This window comes from Ancylomarina sp. YFZ004, from assembly GCF_054254355.1.
Genome location: NZ_JBTCHQ010000012.1, coordinates 96647 through 115117, shown reverse-complemented (window position 1 = coordinate 115117; position 18471 = coordinate 96647). Strand labels below are relative to the sequence as shown.

At 35.9% G+C, this 18471-nt stretch carries 18 protein-coding genes; 8 read left to right on the top strand and 10 right to left on the bottom strand.

Annotation, left to right across the window (positions count from 1 at the left end):
* Window positions 1–129: 129 nt before the first annotated feature.
* The 4 genes from ACXR6G_RS16960 to ACXR6G_RS16945 all read left to right on the top strand — a co-directional run bounded on the left by ACXR6G_RS16960 (window position 130) and on the right by ACXR6G_RS16945 (window position 4530).
* Window positions 130–2364: an NADP-dependent isocitrate dehydrogenase gene (locus ACXR6G_RS16960; RefSeq protein ID WP_458362639.1), complete on the top strand. Its 2235-nt coding sequence runs from the start codon at window positions 130–132 to the stop codon at window positions 2362–2364.
* A 165-nt stretch (window positions 2365–2529) separates the two neighbouring features.
* The gene (gene trhO / locus ACXR6G_RS16955) at window positions 2530–3564 is read left to right on the top strand and encodes an oxygen-dependent tRNA uridine(34) hydroxylase TrhO (protein WP_458362638.1); all 1035 of its coding nucleotides are present in this window, start codon (window positions 2530–2532) and stop codon (window positions 3562–3564) included.
* Window positions 3565–3611: 47 nt separating this feature from the next.
* Window positions 3612–4190: an N-acetyltransferase family protein gene (locus tag ACXR6G_RS16950; protein ID WP_458362637.1), complete on the top strand. Its 579-nt coding sequence runs from the start codon at window positions 3612–3614 to the stop codon at window positions 4188–4190.
* Between the two features lie 112 nt (window positions 4191–4302).
* The gene (locus ACXR6G_RS16945; protein ID WP_458362636.1) at window positions 4303–4530 is read left to right on the top strand and encodes a putative signal transducing protein; all 228 of its coding nucleotides are present in this window, start codon (window positions 4303–4305) and stop codon (window positions 4528–4530) included.
* A gap of 82 nt (window positions 4531–4612) precedes the next feature.
* Here the strand turns inward: ACXR6G_RS16945 and tpiA are convergent, their stop codons facing one another.
* Genes tpiA through ACXR6G_RS16930 form a run of 3 tightly spaced genes read right to left on the bottom strand, consistent with a single transcriptional unit; the run spans window position 4613 to window position 7234 of the window.
* Window positions 4613–5371, bottom strand: a complete 759-nt coding sequence (gene tpiA, locus ACXR6G_RS16940; RefSeq protein WP_458362635.1) for a triose-phosphate isomerase — start codon at window positions 5369–5371, stop codon at window positions 4613–4615.
* A 5-nt stretch (window positions 5372–5376) separates the two neighbouring features.
* Window positions 5377–6621, bottom strand: a complete 1245-nt coding sequence (locus tag ACXR6G_RS16935; protein WP_458362634.1) for a BT_3928 family protein — start codon at window positions 6619–6621, stop codon at window positions 5377–5379.
* Window positions 6622–6664: 43 nt separating this feature from the next.
* Window positions 6665–7234, bottom strand: coding sequence for a DUF1599 domain-containing protein (locus tag ACXR6G_RS16930; RefSeq protein ID WP_458362633.1), 570 nt, complete (start codon window positions 7232–7234; stop codon window positions 6665–6667).
* A gap of 143 nt (window positions 7235–7377) precedes the next feature.
* Here ACXR6G_RS16930 and folP point away from each other — a divergent pair, with 143 nt between their 5' ends.
* The 3 genes from folP to ACXR6G_RS16915 all read left to right on the top strand — a co-directional run bounded on the left by folP (window position 7378) and on the right by ACXR6G_RS16915 (window position 9686).
* A complete protein-coding gene (folP, locus tag ACXR6G_RS16925) occupies window positions 7378–8247 on the top strand; it encodes a dihydropteroate synthase (protein ID WP_458362632.1) in 870 nt (289 codons plus the stop codon).
* A 114-nt stretch (window positions 8248–8361) separates the two neighbouring features.
* Window positions 8362–9153, top strand: a complete 792-nt coding sequence (gene cdaA, locus ACXR6G_RS16920; protein ID WP_458362631.1) for a diadenylate cyclase CdaA — start codon at window positions 8362–8364, stop codon at window positions 9151–9153.
* A 155-nt stretch (window positions 9154–9308) separates the two neighbouring features.
* Entirely contained in the window at window positions 9309–9686 is a 378-nt protein-coding gene (locus ACXR6G_RS16915) for a hypothetical protein (protein WP_458362630.1), read from the top strand.
* A gap of 185 nt (window positions 9687–9871) precedes the next feature.
* On the opposite strand, the gene ACXR6G_RS16910 is transcribed toward ACXR6G_RS16915, so the two are convergent.
* The gene (locus tag ACXR6G_RS16910) at window positions 9872–10117 is read right to left on the bottom strand and encodes a hypothetical protein (RefSeq protein ID WP_458362629.1); all 246 of its coding nucleotides are present in this window, start codon (window positions 10115–10117) and stop codon (window positions 9872–9874) included.
* Between the two features lie 314 nt (window positions 10118–10431).
* Here ACXR6G_RS16910 and ACXR6G_RS16905 point away from each other — a divergent pair, with 314 nt between their 5' ends.
* Window positions 10432–10917, top strand: a complete 486-nt coding sequence (locus ACXR6G_RS16905; RefSeq protein ID WP_458362628.1) for a DUF1905 domain-containing protein — start codon at window positions 10432–10434, stop codon at window positions 10915–10917.
* Between the two features lie 143 nt (window positions 10918–11060).
* Here ACXR6G_RS16905 and mtaB read toward each other — a convergent pair whose 3' ends face one another.
* From mtaB to ACXR6G_RS16875, 6 genes are all read right to left on the bottom strand, one after another.
* Window positions 11061–12341: a tRNA (N(6)-L-threonylcarbamoyladenosine(37)-C(2))-methylthiotransferase MtaB gene (gene mtaB, locus ACXR6G_RS16900; RefSeq protein WP_458362627.1), complete on the bottom strand. Its 1281-nt coding sequence runs from the start codon at window positions 12339–12341 to the stop codon at window positions 11061–11063.
* Between the two features lie 54 nt (window positions 12342–12395).
* Complete coding sequence (gene miaB / locus ACXR6G_RS16895; RefSeq protein ID WP_458362626.1) at window positions 12396–13721, bottom strand: tRNA (N6-isopentenyl adenosine(37)-C2)-methylthiotransferase MiaB; 1326 nt, start codon at window positions 13719–13721, stop codon at window positions 12396–12398.
* Between the two features lie 128 nt (window positions 13722–13849).
* Entirely contained in the window at window positions 13850–14494 is a 645-nt protein-coding gene (locus tag ACXR6G_RS16890; RefSeq protein WP_458362625.1) for a ferredoxin--NADP reductase, read from the bottom strand.
* Between the two features lie 569 nt (window positions 14495–15063).
* A complete protein-coding gene (locus ACXR6G_RS16885; RefSeq protein WP_458362624.1) occupies window positions 15064–16656 on the bottom strand; it encodes a DUF6029 family protein in 1593 nt (530 codons plus the stop codon).
* A gap of 13 nt (window positions 16657–16669) precedes the next feature.
* Window positions 16670–17155 carry a TlpA family protein disulfide reductase gene (locus tag ACXR6G_RS16880; protein WP_458362623.1) on the bottom strand — a complete coding sequence of 162 codons (486 nt, stop codon included), beginning with the start codon at window positions 17153–17155 and terminating at the stop codon, window positions 16670–16672.
* A 40-nt stretch (window positions 17156–17195) separates the two neighbouring features.
* On the bottom strand, window positions 17196–18446 hold the full coding sequence (locus ACXR6G_RS16875; protein ID WP_458362622.1) for an Omp28-related outer membrane protein: 1251 nt from the start codon (window positions 18444–18446) through the stop codon (window positions 17196–17198).
* Window positions 18447–18471: the final 25 nt, after the last annotated feature.

Here is an 18471-nt window from a genome sequence, read left to right as displayed (position 1 = left end):
AGGACTTTTATATTCTGAAATAAAAAAAATCTATATGTTTACCCTCGAATTAGACGCTGTTTAATTCACAAGAAAAACACACAATCAAGTTTATTTTTTAACTAAAAATTACAAAAAACACCCACTAACATGGCAACAACATCAAAAATCATCTACACTAAAATTGATGAAGCACCGGCCCTAGCAACTTATTCATTATTGCCTATTATTAAGGCATTCGTTGTGGCATCAGGTATCGAAGTTGAGACCAAGGATATTTCTCTTGCTGGGAGAATTATCGCTAATTTCCCAGAGAATTTGACTGAAGATCAAAAGATCTCTGATTACCTATCAGAACTAGGTGATTTAGCAAAAACTCCAGAGGCTAACATTATTAAGTTGCCAAATATTAGTGCATCAATTCCTCAGCTTAAAGCTGCTATCGCAGAATTACAAGCTAAAGGTTACAAATTACCTAACTACCCAGAGGTAGCTACTACTGAAGAAGACAAAGCATTACAAACTCGTTTTGCTAAAGTTTTAGGTTCAGCTGTAAATCCAGTTTTACGTGAAGGTAACTCTGACCGTCGTGCAGCTGCTTCTATTAAGAAGTATGCTCAGAACAACCCTCACCGTATGGGTAAATGGTCTGCAGATTCTAAATCTCACGTTGCTCATATGACTGAAGGTGATTTTTACGCAACTGAGAAGTCTGTCGTTATGGCAAAGGCTACTGATGTAAGAATCGAGTATGTTGATGGCGCAGGTACTGTTACCGTATTGAAAGAGAAGCAAGATTTATTAGAAGGCGAAGTTATTGATACGTCTGTAATGAATGTAAAAGCTCTTCGTGCATTCTATGCAAAAGAAATTACATCAGCAAAAGAAGAAGGTTTATTGTGGTCTCTTCACCTTAAAGCGACTATGATGAAAATTTCTGATCCTGTTATGTTTAAGCATGCAGTTGAGGTTTTCTATGCTGAAGCTATCGAGAAGCATGCTGATACGATCAAGGAGTTAGGTGTTAACTTCAATAATGGTTTAGGCGATCTTTATAATAAAATCCAAAATCTTCCTGAAGCTAAGAGATCTGAAATCGAAGCTGATATCATGGAAGTTTACAAGTCTCGTCCTGACATGGCGATGGTTGATTCTGACAATGGAATCACTAACCTACATTTACCAAATAACGTAATTATTGATGCTTCAATGCCAGTAGTTGTTCGTGATGGTGGTAAAATGTGGAATACAGCAGGCGAATTACAAGATACTAAAGCATTGATTCCAGACCGTTGTTACGCTACAATGTTCCAGGTTTGTTTCGATGACTGTAAGAAAAATGGTGCTTACGATGTTGCAACTATAGGTTCTGTATCAAACGTTGGTTTGATGGCTCAGAAAGCTGAAGAGTATGGTTCTCATGACAAGACTTTCATGGCTCCAGGCGAAGGTGTTATTCGCGTTGTTGAGTTTGATGGTACTAATGTAATGGAACAGGCTGTTGAAACTGGAGATATCTTCAGAATGTGTCAGGCTAAGGATGCACCTATTCAAGACTGGGTTAAATTAGCAGTAAACAGAGCTAAGGCAACTCAAACTCCAGCTATTTTCTGGTTAGATGAGAACAGAGCTCACGATGCTCAAATTATTGCTAAGGTGAAAGTTTACCTTGCTGATCACGATACAAAAGGATTAGATATTCGTATTCTACATCCAGTTGAAGCGATTGCTTTCTCATTGGAAAGAATGCGTAAGGGTGAAGATACAATTTCAGTTTCTGGTAACGTACTACGTGACTACCTAACTGACCTTTTCCCAATTATTGAGTTGGGTACTTCTTCTAAGATGTTATCTATCGTTCCATTGATGAATGGTGGTGGATTATTCGAAACTGGTGCAGGTGGATCAGCTCCTAAGCACGTTCAGCAATTCGAAAAAGAAAATCACTTACGTTGGGACTCACTTGGTGAATTTCTTGCTTTAGGTGTTTCTTTAGAGCATTTAGCAATATATGCTGACAATAAGGAAGCTAAATTATTTGCTACAACTCTTGATTTAGGTGTAACTAAATTCTTAGCTGAGAAAAGATCTCCATCACGTAAAGTGAATGAGTTGGATAACCGTGGTTCTCACTTCTATTTGGCAATGTATTGGGCTGAAGCTCTTGCAGCACAAACTGAAAATGTTGAATTGCAGGCTCGTTTTGCTAAGGTTGCTAAAGAATTAGCTGCCAACGAAACTAAGATTACTGAAGAATTAATCTCAGTACAAGGAAAGCCAATGAATATTGGTGGTTACTTCTTGGCTGATGAAAAGTTAGCTAATGAGGCAATGCGTCCATCAGCAACTTTAAATAAAATTATCAATGACTTAGCTGCTTTGTAAGCTAAACTCGATAAATAATACCGATAGCCTTCCAGAAATGGGAGGCTATTTTTTTGCAAATAATTTCAATAGAATACCTTTATGTCTTAATATATTGCAAGAATCCTTGCAATAGGTTTCAAATCTCTTATTTTTGCATCTTTAATTATTCTAAATAAAAATAAGATGCATCTCCATAATAAATTAAATAAGGAAGAAGCCATGAAGAAGCTTCATACTGAAAGCTTTAAGAGAACAACACTTTCCTTTTATCGATATGTCATTATTGAAGATCCTCAGACATTCAGAGATGAATTATTCTTGGAGTGGGATAAGATCGGTTGTTTGGGAAGAATTTATATTGCCAGAGAAGGTATAAATGCTCAAATGAGTGTGCCAGAGCATAATTTAGAAGCTTTTCTTTCAAGTTTGAATAATATTGAGGGTTTAAAAGATATGCCTATTAAATGGGCCGTTGAGGATGATGGGAAGTCTTTCTTTAAGCTGATCATTAAATTACGCCCCAAGATTGTAGCAGATGGTTTAGATGATGGAACTTACGATGTGACTAATGTAGGGAAACATCTTACACCTATGGAATTTCACAATTCTCTAGATGAACCGAATACAGTTGTTATTGATATGCGAAACCATTACGAAAGTGAAGTGGGGCGTTTTGAGAATGCTATTTGTCCCGATGTGGATACCTTCCGAGAAGAAATTCAAATGGTTGTTGATGATTTCTCTGACAAAAAGGATAATAAAGTATTGCTCTATTGCACTGGTGGTGTACGCTGTGAAAAAGCCAGTGCTTATTTGAAGCATCATGGTTTTAATGATGTGAACCAGTTGCATGGAGGTATTATTGAATATGCCCGTCAGATCAAGCAATTGGGTGTTAAATCTAAGTTCATGGGTAAGAACTTTGTTTTTGATGAACGATTGGGAGAAAGTATAGATGGACAGGTAATTAGTAAATGTCATCAATGTGGTGTAGCCTGCGACACGCATACCAATTGTGCCAATGACGATTGCCATTTACTATTCATTCAATGTGAGGCTTGTAAGGCACAATATGATGGCTGTTGCACCGATGAATGTAAAGAGATAATTACATTGCCAGAAGAGGAGAGACTTACACTAAGATCGAAGTTTCAAGATAAATATTCCAAGAGTCAAATTTATCGTCAAAGGATACGCCCTAAATTGAATCATTCTTAAGAAAACGCTTCCCTTTTTTTTGTATCTTGAAAACAAAAAGAAGAATTATGGAGAAAGCTAATCAAGATAATAATCTCAGTTTTCAGCTTTTGAATTCCTCTAATTTTGGTGACTTTGAATATCTTTTTGGTGAAAAAGGTGCTTGTGAAGGATGTTGGTGTATGCAGTGTCGATTGCAGGGCGATGAATTTGAGGTAGGAAGAGGAGAAGGCAATCGTTTAGCAATGAAAGCACTGGTTGAATCAGGAAAGATCCCAGGTATTATAGCTTATAATGATGATGAACCTGTAGGTTGGTGTTCTTTGGGAAATCGAAAGGATTTTATCAGATTACCAAAATCTCATGAAACGCAAATAATTGATGAGCAGACATGGATCGTATCTTGCTTGTTTATTCGTAGAGATTGGAGAAGAAGAGGGGTTAAACGAGCTTTATTAAAGCACCTCATAGCTTATTGTAGGGCTAAGGGAGCTAAAGTGCTTGAATCGCACCAATGCAACTCAGATTTCAGTAAATATCCTGACACTTTTGCATGGCCAGGTATCGAGAAAGCTTACGAAGCGGTAGGGTTTGTTAAGGTTGCCGACTCGTCAGATAAAAGACCCATCATGAGATATCTTTTATAATTAGTCAAATAAGATTTGGTTTTAATCTAATCGCCTATAGCTATTTGATATTAAGTAAATAAATTTTATCTTTAATAGGAACAGTTGTCTCACCCTATAAAACTGATATATTATGACTGAAGGACAAAATAGTGTTTGCGTATATAAGGGATCTTTAATTGAGGTTAATTATTATAAAGAAAGATTGGAGGAAATGGATATTCTTTCCTTTGTTAAGGATGATTTTCAGACCGGGATTCATGCTGGTTTTATAGATGTATCTCCTGATGTTGCAGAACTTATTGTAGATGCCGATGATGCCGGAAAAGCTATTGAGTGTATCAAAAGTTTGAAAGAGTAATCTATTCCAATATTCATTAAATGACATAAAAAAGTCGAGAAACATGAAGTTTCTCGACTTTTTTATTTTTTCGATTACTAGCTTAAAAAGCAGTAATAATACCCATGAAGTCTTCTGCAACTAGAGAAGCACCACCGATAAGACCACCGTCTACATCTTCGCTACTGAAAAGTTCTTTTGCATTAGATGGTTTACAGCTTCCACCGTAAAGAATAGAACAATCTTCTGCAACTTGCTTACCATATTTCTCAACAAGAGTCTTACGAATAAATGCGTGCATTTCTTGTGCTTGATCAGTCGATGCAGTTACACCTGTTCCAATTGCCCAAACTGGTTCGTAAGCCAAAATAACTTTTCCGAAATCTTCTGCAGAAAGGTGAAATAAACCTTCAGCAATTTGAGATTTAACAACATCAAAATGCTTTTCGCTTTGGCGTTCTTCTAAAACTTCACCAATACAAAAGATAGGAGTCAATTTATTTTCAAGACAAAGATCAGTTTTCTTAACCAATGTCTCGCTAGTCTCACCATAATAACTTCTACGCTCTGAGTGACCTAGAATTACGCACTGAGTACCTGTAGAATCAATCATTGAAGCTGAAATCTCACCTGTGTAAGCACCGCTTTTCTCATCGGCACAGTTCTGAGCCGAAATACGAATTTTATTGCTGGTAATGGCTTTGTTAAGCTCTGTAAGGTGAACGAAAGGAGCACCAATAATAACCTGAACATCTTTGATATCGGTAGATTCTACCAAACCATTAATTTCTTTTGCTAACTCGATACCTTCTTGAAGGTTGTTGTTCATTTTCCAGTTTCCTGCAACAATTTTTTTTCTCATAACTGTCATCTATTTTTTACAGCTCTAAATCGGAATTTAAGCATAAGGAAGCATCCGATTAAAAGCAATAAAGTTGTTGTAATACTTAAAATAACTAATCTATTAGTTAGTGTCTGATGTTGTGTTATCGAATAGGCTGCTAAATTAGCCTTTATTTCTGTCGTTTTTGGTATATCTCTCCAATGCCATTTGTTTAAAATCGTTCCATTTTGTAAAAGTATGAGTCCTGGATTAGAACGGATCATGGTTTTGAGCTGAATTTCATCAGTAGCATAGAATTCATATGTAGAACTATGCTTTTCTTTGAAAGCTCTTATTTCTTCATCAGGAGAGGCTGTTAAGCATATAAAATTAAAGGCTTGATTGTTTGCCCATGATGCCAATTCATTGATTTGTTTTTGGCTATCAAGATCTATTTCATTCAAATGGCGACTTACCAATAAGAAGGTGTATGAAGCATCATTTAAAACCTGATCTGTAATATCACCGATCATTTCGTTGGAAATAGAGAAATCGTGAATAGGCGCTTTATAGCCCTCTTTAATCTTGATTTGTTCTACATCAACATAAACCCATGTTGTATCTTGCCAAGGGTAATTACTTTCATCAAATTCTTTAATAAGCCCGTCTTTTTCGTATTTAAAAATAGACGTATATTCGTCAGCAGCGGCACCATCTGGTATCATCATACCATCTTGAATGTTAGCACCAATGTGATAGGGTCTAAAATCGATGAAAGGTAAATGGCGGTATGAATAAAAAGAACTTCCCAATGCAATAGCCAGCGAAAAGGCCAGCATTAAATTGTGTGTTTTTTTAGAACTTTTATCTTTTTCAAGATTTCGAGTAAAATATACGACTAGGGTAAAGGCTAAAATGATGATATTTTTCCCGAATGTTTCCCAATTGGTTAATATCAATGCATCTCCAAAGCAACCACAATCAGTCACAGGATTGGTTAAAGCCAATATCAGAGTAAGAGGGGTAAAGAACAACATGAAAAGCAAGGCTAACCATGAAGTACTCTTTTTATGCACATTAAATAGGATAAGCATTCCCACACAAAATTCTAGTGCAGCAAGGACAATAGCCATAGAAAATGCTAATCCTGCCAATGAATCCATCCCAAAAGCCAAAAAGTAATCTTTGAATTTAAAAGTTGATCCCATTGGATCAATTGCTTTAACAAATCCTGAAAAGATAAAGAGGAATCCGACTAAAAAGCGGCTTATGGTTCTTAAATGCTTCATGCTAAGAATTAATACGGGTAGTGGGTAAAATGCTTTGCTTTATTTATTCTCCGAATTCTAATTTGATTAATCCAAATACAGAATAGTTAATCATATCGAAGTAGTTGGCATCGATACCTTCTGAAATAATTGTTTTCCCAAGATTATCTTCAATTTGTTTGGTGCGATTAATTTTCATCAAGATAAGGTCGGTATAAGATGAAACTCTCATACTTCTCCAGGCTTCGTCGTAGTCATGGTTTTTCTTCTCCATCAACTCTTTCGCTTCCTTAAAGTATTTGCTATATAAAGCGAGAGCTTTATCTTCAGCCAATGCCTTTTCAGAAGTTCCCAACTCCAATTGAATGATTCCCATGATAGAATAGTTCACAATACCAATAAACTCAGAACGAATATCGTCCTCAATTTTACTCATGCCTTTTTCCTCTATACTACGAATACGCTGCGCTTTAATATAAATCTGATCTGTAAGAGAGGTTGGACGTAATATACGCCAGGCTGTACCGTAATCTTTCATTTTCTTGGTGTAGATATCTGTACAAATCTTGATTATGCTATCGTATTGTTCGTTAGTCGTCATGTTTGGTTTCTGAATTTGTTCTATTGTAGTCATCCTAATGTGAAGCTTAAAATGTAATAAATCAGTATATCGATTATTCAATGAATAATAAAAATAGCCTTATCTCAATCCAAGTCGAGAGCTTTGACAATTTTCATCTATTTTTGTTCAGTTTTTAGAACGAAAATATTCATCACATGCAAAAATATAAAACAAATTCTTCAAATCAGAAGATCGAATCAATTATGTGTGGTAAGAATTCAATATCTTTTGATAAACCTTTGGTTATGGGGATTTTGAATTTAACACCAGATTCATTTTTTGATGGTGGACAATATATCGATACAGATTCAATTCTTAAACGTGCCAAGCAAATTAGTGATGAAGGTGCCGATATGATTGATTTGGGTGCTTATTCAACTCGTCCGGGAGCCGAAGATATTGATGTTGAAGAGGAGTGGAGAAGAATGCAACCCGCTTTGTCATGTATTCGTAAGGAATTACCCGATGCGATATTATCTATTGATACTTTCCGTTCGGAACTGGTTAGAAGAGTCGTTGGTGAGTTTGGGGCTTGCATAGTGAATGACATATCAGGAGGAACCATGGATGATAAAATGTTTGAAACGGTTGCTGATTTAAAGGTTCCCTATATCATGATGCATATAAAAGGGACTCCACAAACCATGCAAACACATGCGGTTTATGACGATTTAATGGTAGACTTAATTCAGTTCTTTAAGGAAAGGGTGAGTCGATTAAATAATCTTGGAGCAAAGGATATCATTATTGATCCCGGTTTTGGATTTGGTAAAACCCTGGAGCATAATTATGAAATTATGGCTCAGTTGAAGGATTTTAAATCATTAGAACTGCCGTTACTGATTGGTATCTCTCGGAAATCGATGATCTATAAATTGCTGGGTGGTGATGCTAAGGATAGCTTAAATGGCACAACTGCATTAAATATGGCAGCTTTGATGGGTGGTGCGCACATCCTTCGTGTTCATGATGTGAAAGAGGCTGTAGAATGTGTGAAACTCTATAATAAAATGCAGATTCAATAATTGAGCTTTTCTAGTAAGTGAATATCTATTATAAATCTTTACTTTTGTTAAGAAGGCATTATTACTAGTGCACATTTATTACTCTCAAGCCAAAATTGGCCTAATACTTTATATATGACCCTAGCTTTTATATCACTAAGCTTCTTTGATGTTCTAGATATACTCTTGGTTGCATTTTTACTTTATCAAATATACATGCTGATAAGGGGAACTGTTGCCATTAATATCTTTGTTGGTCTTTTCCTATTCTATTTGATATGGTTGTTTGTAAAGGCTCTGAATATGGAACTACTAAGTAGTATTCTTGGTCAGTTTATTGGTGTTGGAGTTATTGCTTTGATTATTGTGTTTCAACAAGAGATGCGTAAATTCTTACTTCATTTAGGATCTCGTTATAATTTTAGCCAAAAATTTTCCTTTGAAAAATGGCTTTCTGCAGATGAAAAGTCTATTAAAGATAAGGAGCTCAAAGCTATTATCGAATCTTGTGAGAGTATGTCTAAATCAAAAACGGGAGCTCTTATTGTTATTACGAAACGTACCGACTTGTTCAGTTTTGCAGATACAGGACAAATCCTCAAAGCGCGCATCTCATCAAGCCTTTTAGAATCGATTTTCTTTAAGAACTCACCTTTACACGATGGAGCTGTAATTTTAGATAACAACCGTATACTTGCAGCAAGATGTATTCTTCCTGTTTCTGATAATCCTAATATTCCAGGTAGTCTAGGTTTACGACATAGAGCAGCCATTGGGATTAGTCAGGTGACCGATGCTCATGTGATTATTGTTTCTGAAGAAACAGGAAATATCTCCTATATCATGGGGGGGAAGATTAAGGTAAGAATTAGTACAGATGAATTGCGCCGTTTCTTGAATGCGGATTATTCTAGCTTTATTTCTTAGCGATTATTTTTATCTTCTGATAAATAATCTTCTTTTGTCAATTAAACTATATATTTACTAATTGATTTGAATTGTTGATATATACATTGCATATGTAGCAATTTTTATGTCAATCTTTTTTAATTTTATAACTTTGTCTTACTTAACTATTGTTAATGATTTTCAGACTACTCATATTGTTCCAATTTATCAGCGTTTTTGGTGGAGCAACAGCTCCTATGCAAGATAAGATAAATGCATGGATAGAGATAGAAGGTGAGCTGAGTTCACTTTTAGTACGAGCGAAGATTGAAAATACGAGCCAAAAAAATGTATTTCTAAATTACGAATTAGAAATGCATAGTCGTAGCCGTATAAAAAATAAAAAGACGCTACAGAAAGGTAAAATATTAGTTTTAAAAGGAACGATTATAGAGCTTTCAGAATCTAGAATGAACGCAAGTAGTACAGAAGAGATCTGTGTGCTAATTAAAGTTCTAAAAGATGATGAACTAGTTGCTATCGATTCCGTTGTTTTTCACGCTGCTAAATAATCTTTTGGGACGTTTGTAATCCTCGTGAGTAACTACTTATGAAGATTTTTTTGTGCATGAGTTTCATATTCATATCAGTATCTCTTAATGGAGAATTCATTTGACAGAATGATCCATAGATGAAAATTGATCCTTGTTCCTTGATAACTAAATTCGTAATTAATAATTCATCATTCTTAATTATTTTACCCCCTCACAGAATTTCTCCAGCTAATATCGCAGGCTTCATTTAAAATGGTGTAGATATCATATTCGTTAAATTGACTTAGGTTTTGCAACTGATCACTAAAATTATCGGCATACATGTTCATATAAGAAAAATCGCCGCCCGAAGACAAAAGGTTTTTTGCATAAGGAGTAAATAGTCTCACAAGCTCTGCTATAAGTTCCTCTCTACTCAACTGCTTGTTTATTGCTGATAAATCAATCATGTGATAATGCTTTTTTTTTTATTAAAAACTGGCCCCAATTTAATGAAATATTATAAATTCACTTACCTGTAGCGGCTAATCATTGACAAAAGAAGCCAAGGGAAAAGCTTTCCTGTGTTATTGTCCAAGCGTGCACTGTACTCAAAATGAGTGAATTTGAATGTTATTAGAGAACAAATATTGAATTAATTTTTGTAATAATATTTTATTTGCTTGATAGACTGACGAGTAGAGCTTGTGATATGAATAAAACAATGCAGCTTGAACAAGCAACAGAATAAACAAAAACACAAGCTGAACACAGTAGATTAAAAATGAAGCCTAATCAAAAATATATATTCTCAGCTAAGATTTATCTAATAGGAATTAACTGGTGTGTCGATGTACCATTCGAAATAACCAATAGCCTTCTTGTAGAAAGAGGGCGTAGTAATATTAAAGGAAAGATAAATGGCTTTGATTTTGCCAAAACATTAATGCCAGTGAAAAATTCAACACATAGGCTTTTCGTTAATAAAATAATGATGAAAGGTGGCAATACAGCATTAGGCGAATTGGCCAATTTTGAAATAGTACAAGATTATAATAAGAAATTAAAGGATTATCCTCTGCCTAAATTAGTCAGAGAGCAGCTAGTTGATAACAATCTTTTGGTAGACTTCAATAATTTGACAGCTTCAAGGAAAAGGAACATCTTGAAATACGTCAGTTTTATAAAAACTGACGAAACTCTAATGAAAAATATTGACAAGCTAATAAGCCAACTGAGAAACAAAGAGAAGAACGTAAGAGTGCCTTAAAAACAACAAGAAAATGGACGATACCCATCAGAAATTGGGAAGTACAATACTCGATAAGTTCTTGACTATATTTGAGGAAAGGGCCAGACTAGAAGTCTAACCCTTGAATTTTTAACTTACTCAGTTTGCGTAGTAGCATCCTATTAAATCAATTCTCCAATCAATAAGATATCTTTATCGGTAATAACATCTTTGATTGTAACATCGTAGAATGTGTTTTTCTTTAAGTTTTCAGCTTCAAATTCAACGGGGATATAATGCTCGCCATATCCTTTAGCCGTATTCCCATTGATAGTTTCAACCAGAACACGTTGCGTTTGACCAATGAATTGACTTCTGTATTTAAGTTTGCTTTCCTCTGCAATATCTCTTAATACCGCGCTGCGTTTAGTTTTAAGCTTCTCAGGAATCTGATTCTCCATTCTTTCAGCACGAGTCCCTTTGCGTATCGAGTATTTAAAGGTATGTACATGACCGAATTCCATATCTTGAATCATATCACAGCTATCAGTAAAGTCAGTCTCGCTTTCGCCCGGAAAACCGATAATAATATCAGTAGTGAAATTAAAATCAGGTCGAATCGCCCTCACTTTTTCAACTGTATTCTTAAAGGTTTTAATTGTGTACATACGACGCATTCTTAAAAGAACTTCATCAGAACCCGATTGTAGGCAAAGGTGGAGGTGAGGCGTCATTTTAGGGTGCGATAATAAGCCTAAAAACTTATCTCCAAAACCATCAGGTTCAAGCGATGAAATTCTTAATCTGAAATCACCCTCTAAATTTAGAATGGCTTCAATCAAGTCATCGAATTTATAATCTTCGTATTCATAACGACCGATATTTACGCCTGTGATAATCACTTCTTTGGCACCTTCTTCAATAACAGATTTTATATTATTGATAATGGCTTGGTATGGACGACTCTTAGCACGGCCACGAACCGATGGAATAATACAGAATGTACAGAAGTTATCGCAACCATCTTGAATTTTGATCATACTGCGCGTATGAAAACCTTTTTCGGTAGAACCATAAGCAAAACGATCCTTATCTAATTGATTTGGGTGCTTCATCTCACCATTAAAGTGGGCTTCAACCAAAGAGAATAAAGCTGACTTATTATCGTTTTCGAGAACATAGTTGATCTCGTCTCTACTCTCTAATTCTTCTTTGGCATTATCAGCCATACAACCTGTTACAACCAAAACAGAATCCTTGTGTCGCTTAGTGACTTGATTGATGAAATTTCTTGATTTGTGATCGCTTTGATGCGTCACAGTACAAGAATTAATCACATAAACATCAGCTTCTTCATCAAAATCGACCAATTTATAGGTGTTATTCTGGAATTTAGAAGCTAAAGCATCTGTTTCGTACTGATTCAGACGACATCCTAAAGTTTTAAAGGCAATTGTTTTCATTGTATTCTATAAATGTAAGCGTATAGCAAGTATAACGCCTTTGTATTTAATTTTTTAATCTAAAAGATCTCCTTCTACAGAGAAAGCTATAGACGATTTAATTTTGACGTCTACAATTTGTCCGATTAAATCTGTGTTTTCAGACAAGAATCGAACATTGATTTTTCCTTCAGTCAAACCAGCCAGATAGCCATCGTGTTTTGCAGCTGCTCTTACCAAAACTCTAAAGGTTTTATCAATCATGCTATCGTTATAGCTTTTTGAGGTCAATTTTAAATCCTGAGTTAGAATTTGATGGCGATCTTTCTTAACCTCCAATGGTACTGAATCGAACCAGCGATGACTCAATGCACCTGGACGAGGCGAATATTTGGCGATATAAGCCATATTAAAGTCGAATTCCTTCATAGCGGCACGAGTGGCATCAAATTGCTCATCGCTCTCACCTGTAAAACCAACAATAATATCAGTAAACAGGGTTGCTTCAGGAATTAATCGTCTAATAGTTGAAACAGATTCACGATACTTTTCTAAGCCATGCTTACGATTCATGGCAATCAAAAGCTTATCGTCACCCGACTGAAGAGGCAAGTGAATTTGCTTGGCCAAACATTTGTATTGTGCGATGACTTCAATCACTTCATCCGACATATCTCGCGGGTGAGGCGAGGTAAAGTAAACCCAAAATTCAGTAGCAATCTCGTTTCCTACTTCGCCAACCTGACGAAGTAATTCTGGGAACATGATCTCTGTATCTGGCTTATCTAAACCGTAAGAGTTAACGTTTTGCCCCAATAAGGTGATAGATTTATAACCTCTTTCAGCTAATGAACGAACTTCTGAAATAATTTCAGATGATGGACGAGAAACCTCGCGACCTCTAGTATAGGGAACGGCACAAAAAGAGCAGAACTTATCGCAACCATTTTGGATAGGCACAAAAGCTTCAAAATCTGATGTGTAATCGGGTTTTACATTCCAGAACTCAGAAATATTATCGTTTTGAGCATCAAATCCATTTTGAATACCGTTGGGTGTTGTGATACCATATTGATGAATCATCTCAGGCAGATTCGGTAAATCTTTCATTTGAAAGATAATGTCGAAAAGCTTTAAGAATTTCTCATGATCTGAAGGCAGTACACAGCCCGAAACGAATGTGATTAGGTTAGAATGATTCTTCCACTTATTCCATTTATGAATTTTAGAATAAATCTTATCAATTGCATTCTGACGAACTGAACAGGCAAGAATACCAATTAAGTTGGCTTCTTTTTCGTCTTCAGTCCAGGTATAACCCATTTGTTCAATCACGGTTCTAACGCGCTCCCCATCAGAAGCATTCATTTGACAACCCAGTGATATTAGATGATATTTCATGTCGGTCTGATAATGTGATAATTAGCTAAAATGATGATTCAATAAAGAAGCACCATGTCGATTTACTAATCCTTATTCCGAAAGTAATAGTCAAAACTAAGCTAGACTAGAATTTCTCAAACGGCTTATTAAAAATAAACTTCGGTATGAATAGGACCCAGCTTGATACCTTGCTTCTCAAGAATATCATAAGCTTCGTAAATCATGTGACAATTGCCGCAAAGATAACAGATTGTATCAGGTGATACCGGATTTTTCAGAAGATATTCAGTTACGCGACCACTAAAATCGCCTGTGTTTTCACCTGAGGTACATAAAATGTATCGATTTGGATCGTACGACTCACTTTCGTAAGCTTCGTCTTTATGACGAATACCATGCAAAAGGGTGTAGTCCATCTCAGGATGTGTGTGTATAAAACTATGGATAGGTGAAATACCAGTACCTGTACTGATAAACATGAATTTCTTATTTTTTATCTCATCCACTTTTAGAGAAAAATGACCAAAAGCGCCATCAATATCCAGTTCTTCACCAGGTTTGCATTTTTTCAATTTTTTTGAAAGCAAACCATCTTCAACTTCCTTGATTAGAACTTCAAGATAATCGTCTTGTTCTGCACTGTATATTGAATATTCTCTACGGTCGATACTGCCAGCAAACCCCAGTGTGATATATTGTCCTGTTTTAAAGGTGAAATCCTTCTTTTCCATACGAATGATATAGGTCGATGGAGTCAGGTTTCTGATGCTAATTACTTTATGCGAATTCATTTATTTTGTTTCTTGCTTGCTTTTCTTAAAAATATGGGCTGTATGATTAGGATTCTTATTATCTGGAATCGATAAAAATAAGCTTTCGCAAAATAAGATGTTTTTATCCGAAATAGCAAGCTCTGGGACATTTTTGTGGTAAAGGGTAGAATAATTTGTCTGTGTGAAGGAGAGACAGAACATTTGCAGTCATTACGAAGGAGCGAAGCGACAAACTGTGTCATGACCTTCGGTGATCTCGCAAGCTCGGTAGCGATTGAGCCTAAGCGAGAGAAGCAATCTCTCAATATAAGAGCTTTTCTTCATTAACCACGGTGCATTTATCCTGAGATTGTTTCGCCTTCATTCCTTGGGCTCGCAATGACAATACGAACAAATTTAGAGAATGAGTCTTGTTAAATAAAATAATGGAGTAGTTAATAAAGTTGGAGAAATTATACCAGCAAACTGTGAGTAATGATATCAAATAAAAATGGGCATCTCATAAGTCTGAGATGCCCTTCAAAATGACCTGTTAGTTAAATTGTGATTTAGATAAATAAGTCATTCATTTTAATAAACTTATAGTTTTAGAAGCTAGTTGAAAAGCTAATGTTTAGACCTGTATAGGCAGGTACAAATCGGCAAACACCGCCCGAACAGTTCAAGCCTTCTCGGTTTCTACCATAGGCTATTTGCAAATTCTTTGAATCTTTAGCCCATCCAAATCCACCTGAATAATAATGGATCTTGTCTTTGTCTCCGTAGTTGTATTGATCGGAAACAAACATAGAAAAGCCCGGAGCAATTGAATATTCTAGTAAGCCTGCCATCCAATTCTTTTTATCTTGTTTGGTCCACAGGTGCTGCAGCTCAGCTCTAAGGACATGTTTGGGTTTAAGTTTAAACTCAATTTCACTGGCTAGAAAATCTGATTTTACAATAGGAGAGTCACCGCCTTGCAACTGGCCTTTATTGTAATCGATATGAGCATAAGCCAGTTTGGTTTTTAATCTTTTCGAGAATTTTTTTGATAGATTGATATTGAAATCTCGATACAGTTTACTGTCTCCCAGCTTCAGAAAATCGGTCTCTTTTGTTTCAAGGTTTTTAAGTTCTAAATTGTTGTAAGCAGACATGTTTACTTCCAGTTTGGTTCCATATTTCCCTCCCAATAGGCTTCCCTTTTTGAATTTTTTATAAAGGTCGAACTGTCCACCCATTTCACCATTGGCTTGAGTGATGTAACTGTAAATATTCAATAAACTGTATTTATGCTGCTTGGTTATGGCTGGTAAATAATTGACTAATAGATTTAAGCCACTAGCCGATCTTTCGTTATAGAAACTCATATCTTTTAAAGCTCTGAAGGTAAAATTCATTCCCAGACCAGACTTGGCAAAGGATGAATTGACGAGCAGTGCATGACCTGTGATATCTCTATCTGGAGTTTCAATTTTCCTGTCATCCTTTTTCTGAACGAATTCAGCATTCAAACTCCAGTTTTTTATTCCGAAATCCAGTCGAGCTGAATAGGCATTTACCTGGCTTGGGAAATCTTCCTGAGCGCCTGTATAAGTTTCGTATTTACTTAGCCAGCTTCCGCCTACATTAAGGTGACTGCCGTCTAAACCAAAATATTGTGCAATATCAAACGTAGCATCAAGACCTCTCAGTATACCATCTGAAACTTCGAAGAATTCACGTTGCTTGCCATATATGGCCTTTAAGTTGAGGTAGTCAGTAGGCTTGAATCTCACACCCACACCCTCAATGGCGTTGTTAATACCCAATTCGCGATTTTCGTAGCTTCTAAAAATAAGCCCACTACCAAACTGTTCGTAAAAGTTACCAACGGTGATTTCTAATGTCTCATCCTGATATTTTAGATATCGTCCAGCTATTTTCTGCTCCTTGTTTCGGATATCGTAACCCACTAGTCGTGGTAAATAGGCTTTGTACTGCAATCCCATAGTTAGTTTACCAATATGATAATCGAGTTTGAGATAAGAGTTGGACCCAAACTTATCATCGGGCACTATTGCTTTAGTTTTACTGTCTTTCTTGTAGATTTGGTTGATGGTTTCGAAACTACCACTTAGCTTCCCTTTTTTATCTTGAGCGTTTCCCAGATGGAAAAGGCTCAGTAAAAAAAGCCCCAAAAGTATTTTACGTTTATTCATATTCTCGTCAAGCTTATTTTTTTGATAATTCTGTCAGTTTCTCTATAATTAGTTCTTCACTTCCGGGTTGATAACCACTATGTTTCCAAACGATTTCACCCTTTTTAATGATACAGCAGAATGGAACACTCGACACATTAAGAGAACGTTTAAGATCAGAGTTTTCATCGATGTAGACATCAAATTGCCAATCTTGGGCTTTTACCATTGCAGGGACTTTAGAACTAGATCGGGTGTTGTCAATCGATATGGCGATCATTTTAAATGTCACTTCCTCTTGCCAGTCATCCATGGCTTCATTAATGGCTTCGAGTTCTTGCAGACAAGGGCGACACCAGGTTGCCCAAAAGCATAAAACCACAGGTTCTTCGCTATCCGCAAACAAGCTCTCGGACTGAATCATTTTGCCATGCATGTCCTTTAATTGATTTCCTGAAAGTTGGGCATGTGTCAAAAAAGAAAACAGGGATAGTATGAATAATAGACTGTATTTTGTCATTGTTTTTAGTTTTGATGGTTTTAACTAAGAGATTAAATGCTTACAAGTTATCAACAGAAAGAGCATTAATAACTACACCATCTTTTACTAGAAAAGCAATGGCAGATAAATGTGCTTTATTGTAATTTGAAACATCTGTGGTAAAGGATAAGCTGTAGCTTGATCCTTGAGTCAATTTCTCGTTGGGAATAGCATCGCCATACAAATCGGTCAATGTTTTACGAAGAATATAATTGTGCTGAAAATTTTTCATCTTTTCACCCGCCTGATAAAAAGCTGAGTTAGTATCATTATTGGAGTAGTTAGACTGATCAGCTAATTGATTGTTATCGCATAAAGCCACAACAAGTTTAATATCCGTGGAAGTTTGATAGCTCTCTACCTGAATATCTATGTTCGCATTGTTTCCATCTACTTTAATTGTAGACTTAAGACCTAAAGGGCATGATTCTTCAACCAAAGCTGTTAGGCTATTGGTTGATATACTGAGTGAAGGTTTTCTGTTTAAAATCTTTGTGGGATAACCTTCAACATTGTAGGTAGATAATAAACTTTCGAGTTTTGAAAAGGTGAATTCATCACTACCATGAATAGCTGTTATCACCATATTTGCTGTGGTTATACTCTTCAGTTCTTCCAAGTGATACATTGACTCAGGACAATAGCCACACCAGGTTGCAGTATAATCTTCTACCAATACATTTCGGGGCGACATATTTACACCAATAAGTAAATTGGCACTTTTAATTTCTGAATACTCGGCTCTTACTTTGTGTTTTCCGTTTGTGGATGAACTAAATGTATGACCATTGATCAGTTGATCATCAACATAGAATTTAGCATTGGAAGTCACATTATTCAACTTCGTGTCTAAAACTTTGAATTGGAATTCTTCAGATCCGGATGAGAATACGGAAGTCCTATTGCTTGAGATATATAATCTGGCAATATAATGACGAACCATTATTTTTATGCTAGCTTCTCTATCCAGGTTAACTGCTTTTACTGTGTGTTCACCTTTTGTTGTACTGGAATATGTGTTGTTGGAAATGGCTTCACCATTGACATAAATTTTCGATTCAGAAGTAATGTCCTTTGAATTGTTGTCTATAACCGTAAAAGTGATTTTATCCTTGCCATCAGCAAGTATTGATGTCTTATTGGCTGTGATACTGATACTTCCATTTGTGCTCACAGCTTGTCCATCATTACTATCACTTTTTGAGCAGGAGGGTAGAGTAATTGAGAAAAGGATGAAGCAAATTAGTAAGATGTTTAATTGTTTTTTCATAGGGGGATGATTTATTTATAAAGAC

Bases quoted from the DNA above. Each gene is read 5' to 3' on its own strand.
- mtaB (WP_458362627.1), bottom strand. From the start codon at position 12,341: ATGAAAACAATTGCCTTTAAAACTTTAGGATGTCGTCTGAATCAGTAC.
- ACXR6G_RS16915 (WP_458362630.1), top strand. From the start codon at position 9,309: ATGATTTTCAGACTACTCATATTGTTCCAATTTATCAGCGTTTTTGGT.
- ACXR6G_RS16945 (WP_458362636.1), top strand. From the start codon at position 4,303: ATGACTGAAGGACAAAATAGTGTTTGCGTATATAAGGGATCTTTAATT.
- cdaA (WP_458362631.1), top strand. From the start codon at position 8,362: ATGACCCTAGCTTTTATATCACTAAGCTTCTTTGATGTTCTAGATATA.
- ACXR6G_RS16930 (WP_458362633.1), bottom strand. From the start codon at position 7,234: ATGACTACAATAGAACAAATTCAGAAACCAAACATGACGACTAACGAA.
- ACXR6G_RS16935 (WP_458362634.1), bottom strand. From the start codon at position 6,621: ATGAAGCATTTAAGAACCATAAGCCGCTTTTTAGTCGGATTCCTCTTT.
- ACXR6G_RS16875 (WP_458362622.1), bottom strand. From the start codon at position 18,446: ATGAAAAAACAATTAAACATCTTACTAATTTGCTTCATCCTTTTCTCA.
- ACXR6G_RS16885 (WP_458362624.1), bottom strand. From the start codon at position 16,656: ATGAATAAACGTAAAATACTTTTGGGGCTTTTTTTACTGAGCCTTTTC.
- tpiA (WP_458362635.1), bottom strand. From the start codon at position 5,371: ATGAGAAAAAAAATTGTTGCAGGAAACTGGAAAATGAACAACAACCTT.
- miaB (WP_458362626.1), bottom strand. From the start codon at position 13,721: ATGAAATATCATCTAATATCACTGGGTTGTCAAATGAATGCTTCTGAT.
- ACXR6G_RS16950 (WP_458362637.1), top strand. From the start codon at position 3,612: ATGGAGAAAGCTAATCAAGATAATAATCTCAGTTTTCAGCTTTTGAAT.
- ACXR6G_RS16960 (WP_458362639.1), top strand. From the start codon at position 130: ATGGCAACAACATCAAAAATCATCTACACTAAAATTGATGAAGCACCG.
- ACXR6G_RS16910 (WP_458362629.1), bottom strand. From the start codon at position 10,117: ATGATTGATTTATCAGCAATAAACAAGCAGTTGAGTAGAGAGGAACTT.
- ACXR6G_RS16880 (WP_458362623.1), bottom strand. From the start codon at position 17,155: ATGACAAAATACAGTCTATTATTCATACTATCCCTGTTTTCTTTTTTG.
- ACXR6G_RS16890 (WP_458362625.1), bottom strand. From the start codon at position 14,494: ATGAATTCGCATAAAGTAATTAGCATCAGAAACCTGACTCCATCGACC.
- trhO (WP_458362638.1), top strand. From the start codon at position 2,530: ATGCATCTCCATAATAAATTAAATAAGGAAGAAGCCATGAAGAAGCTT.
- ACXR6G_RS16905 (WP_458362628.1), top strand. From the start codon at position 10,432: ATGAAGCCTAATCAAAAATATATATTCTCAGCTAAGATTTATCTAATA.
- folP (WP_458362632.1), top strand. From the start codon at position 7,378: ATGCAAAAATATAAAACAAATTCTTCAAATCAGAAGATCGAATCAATT.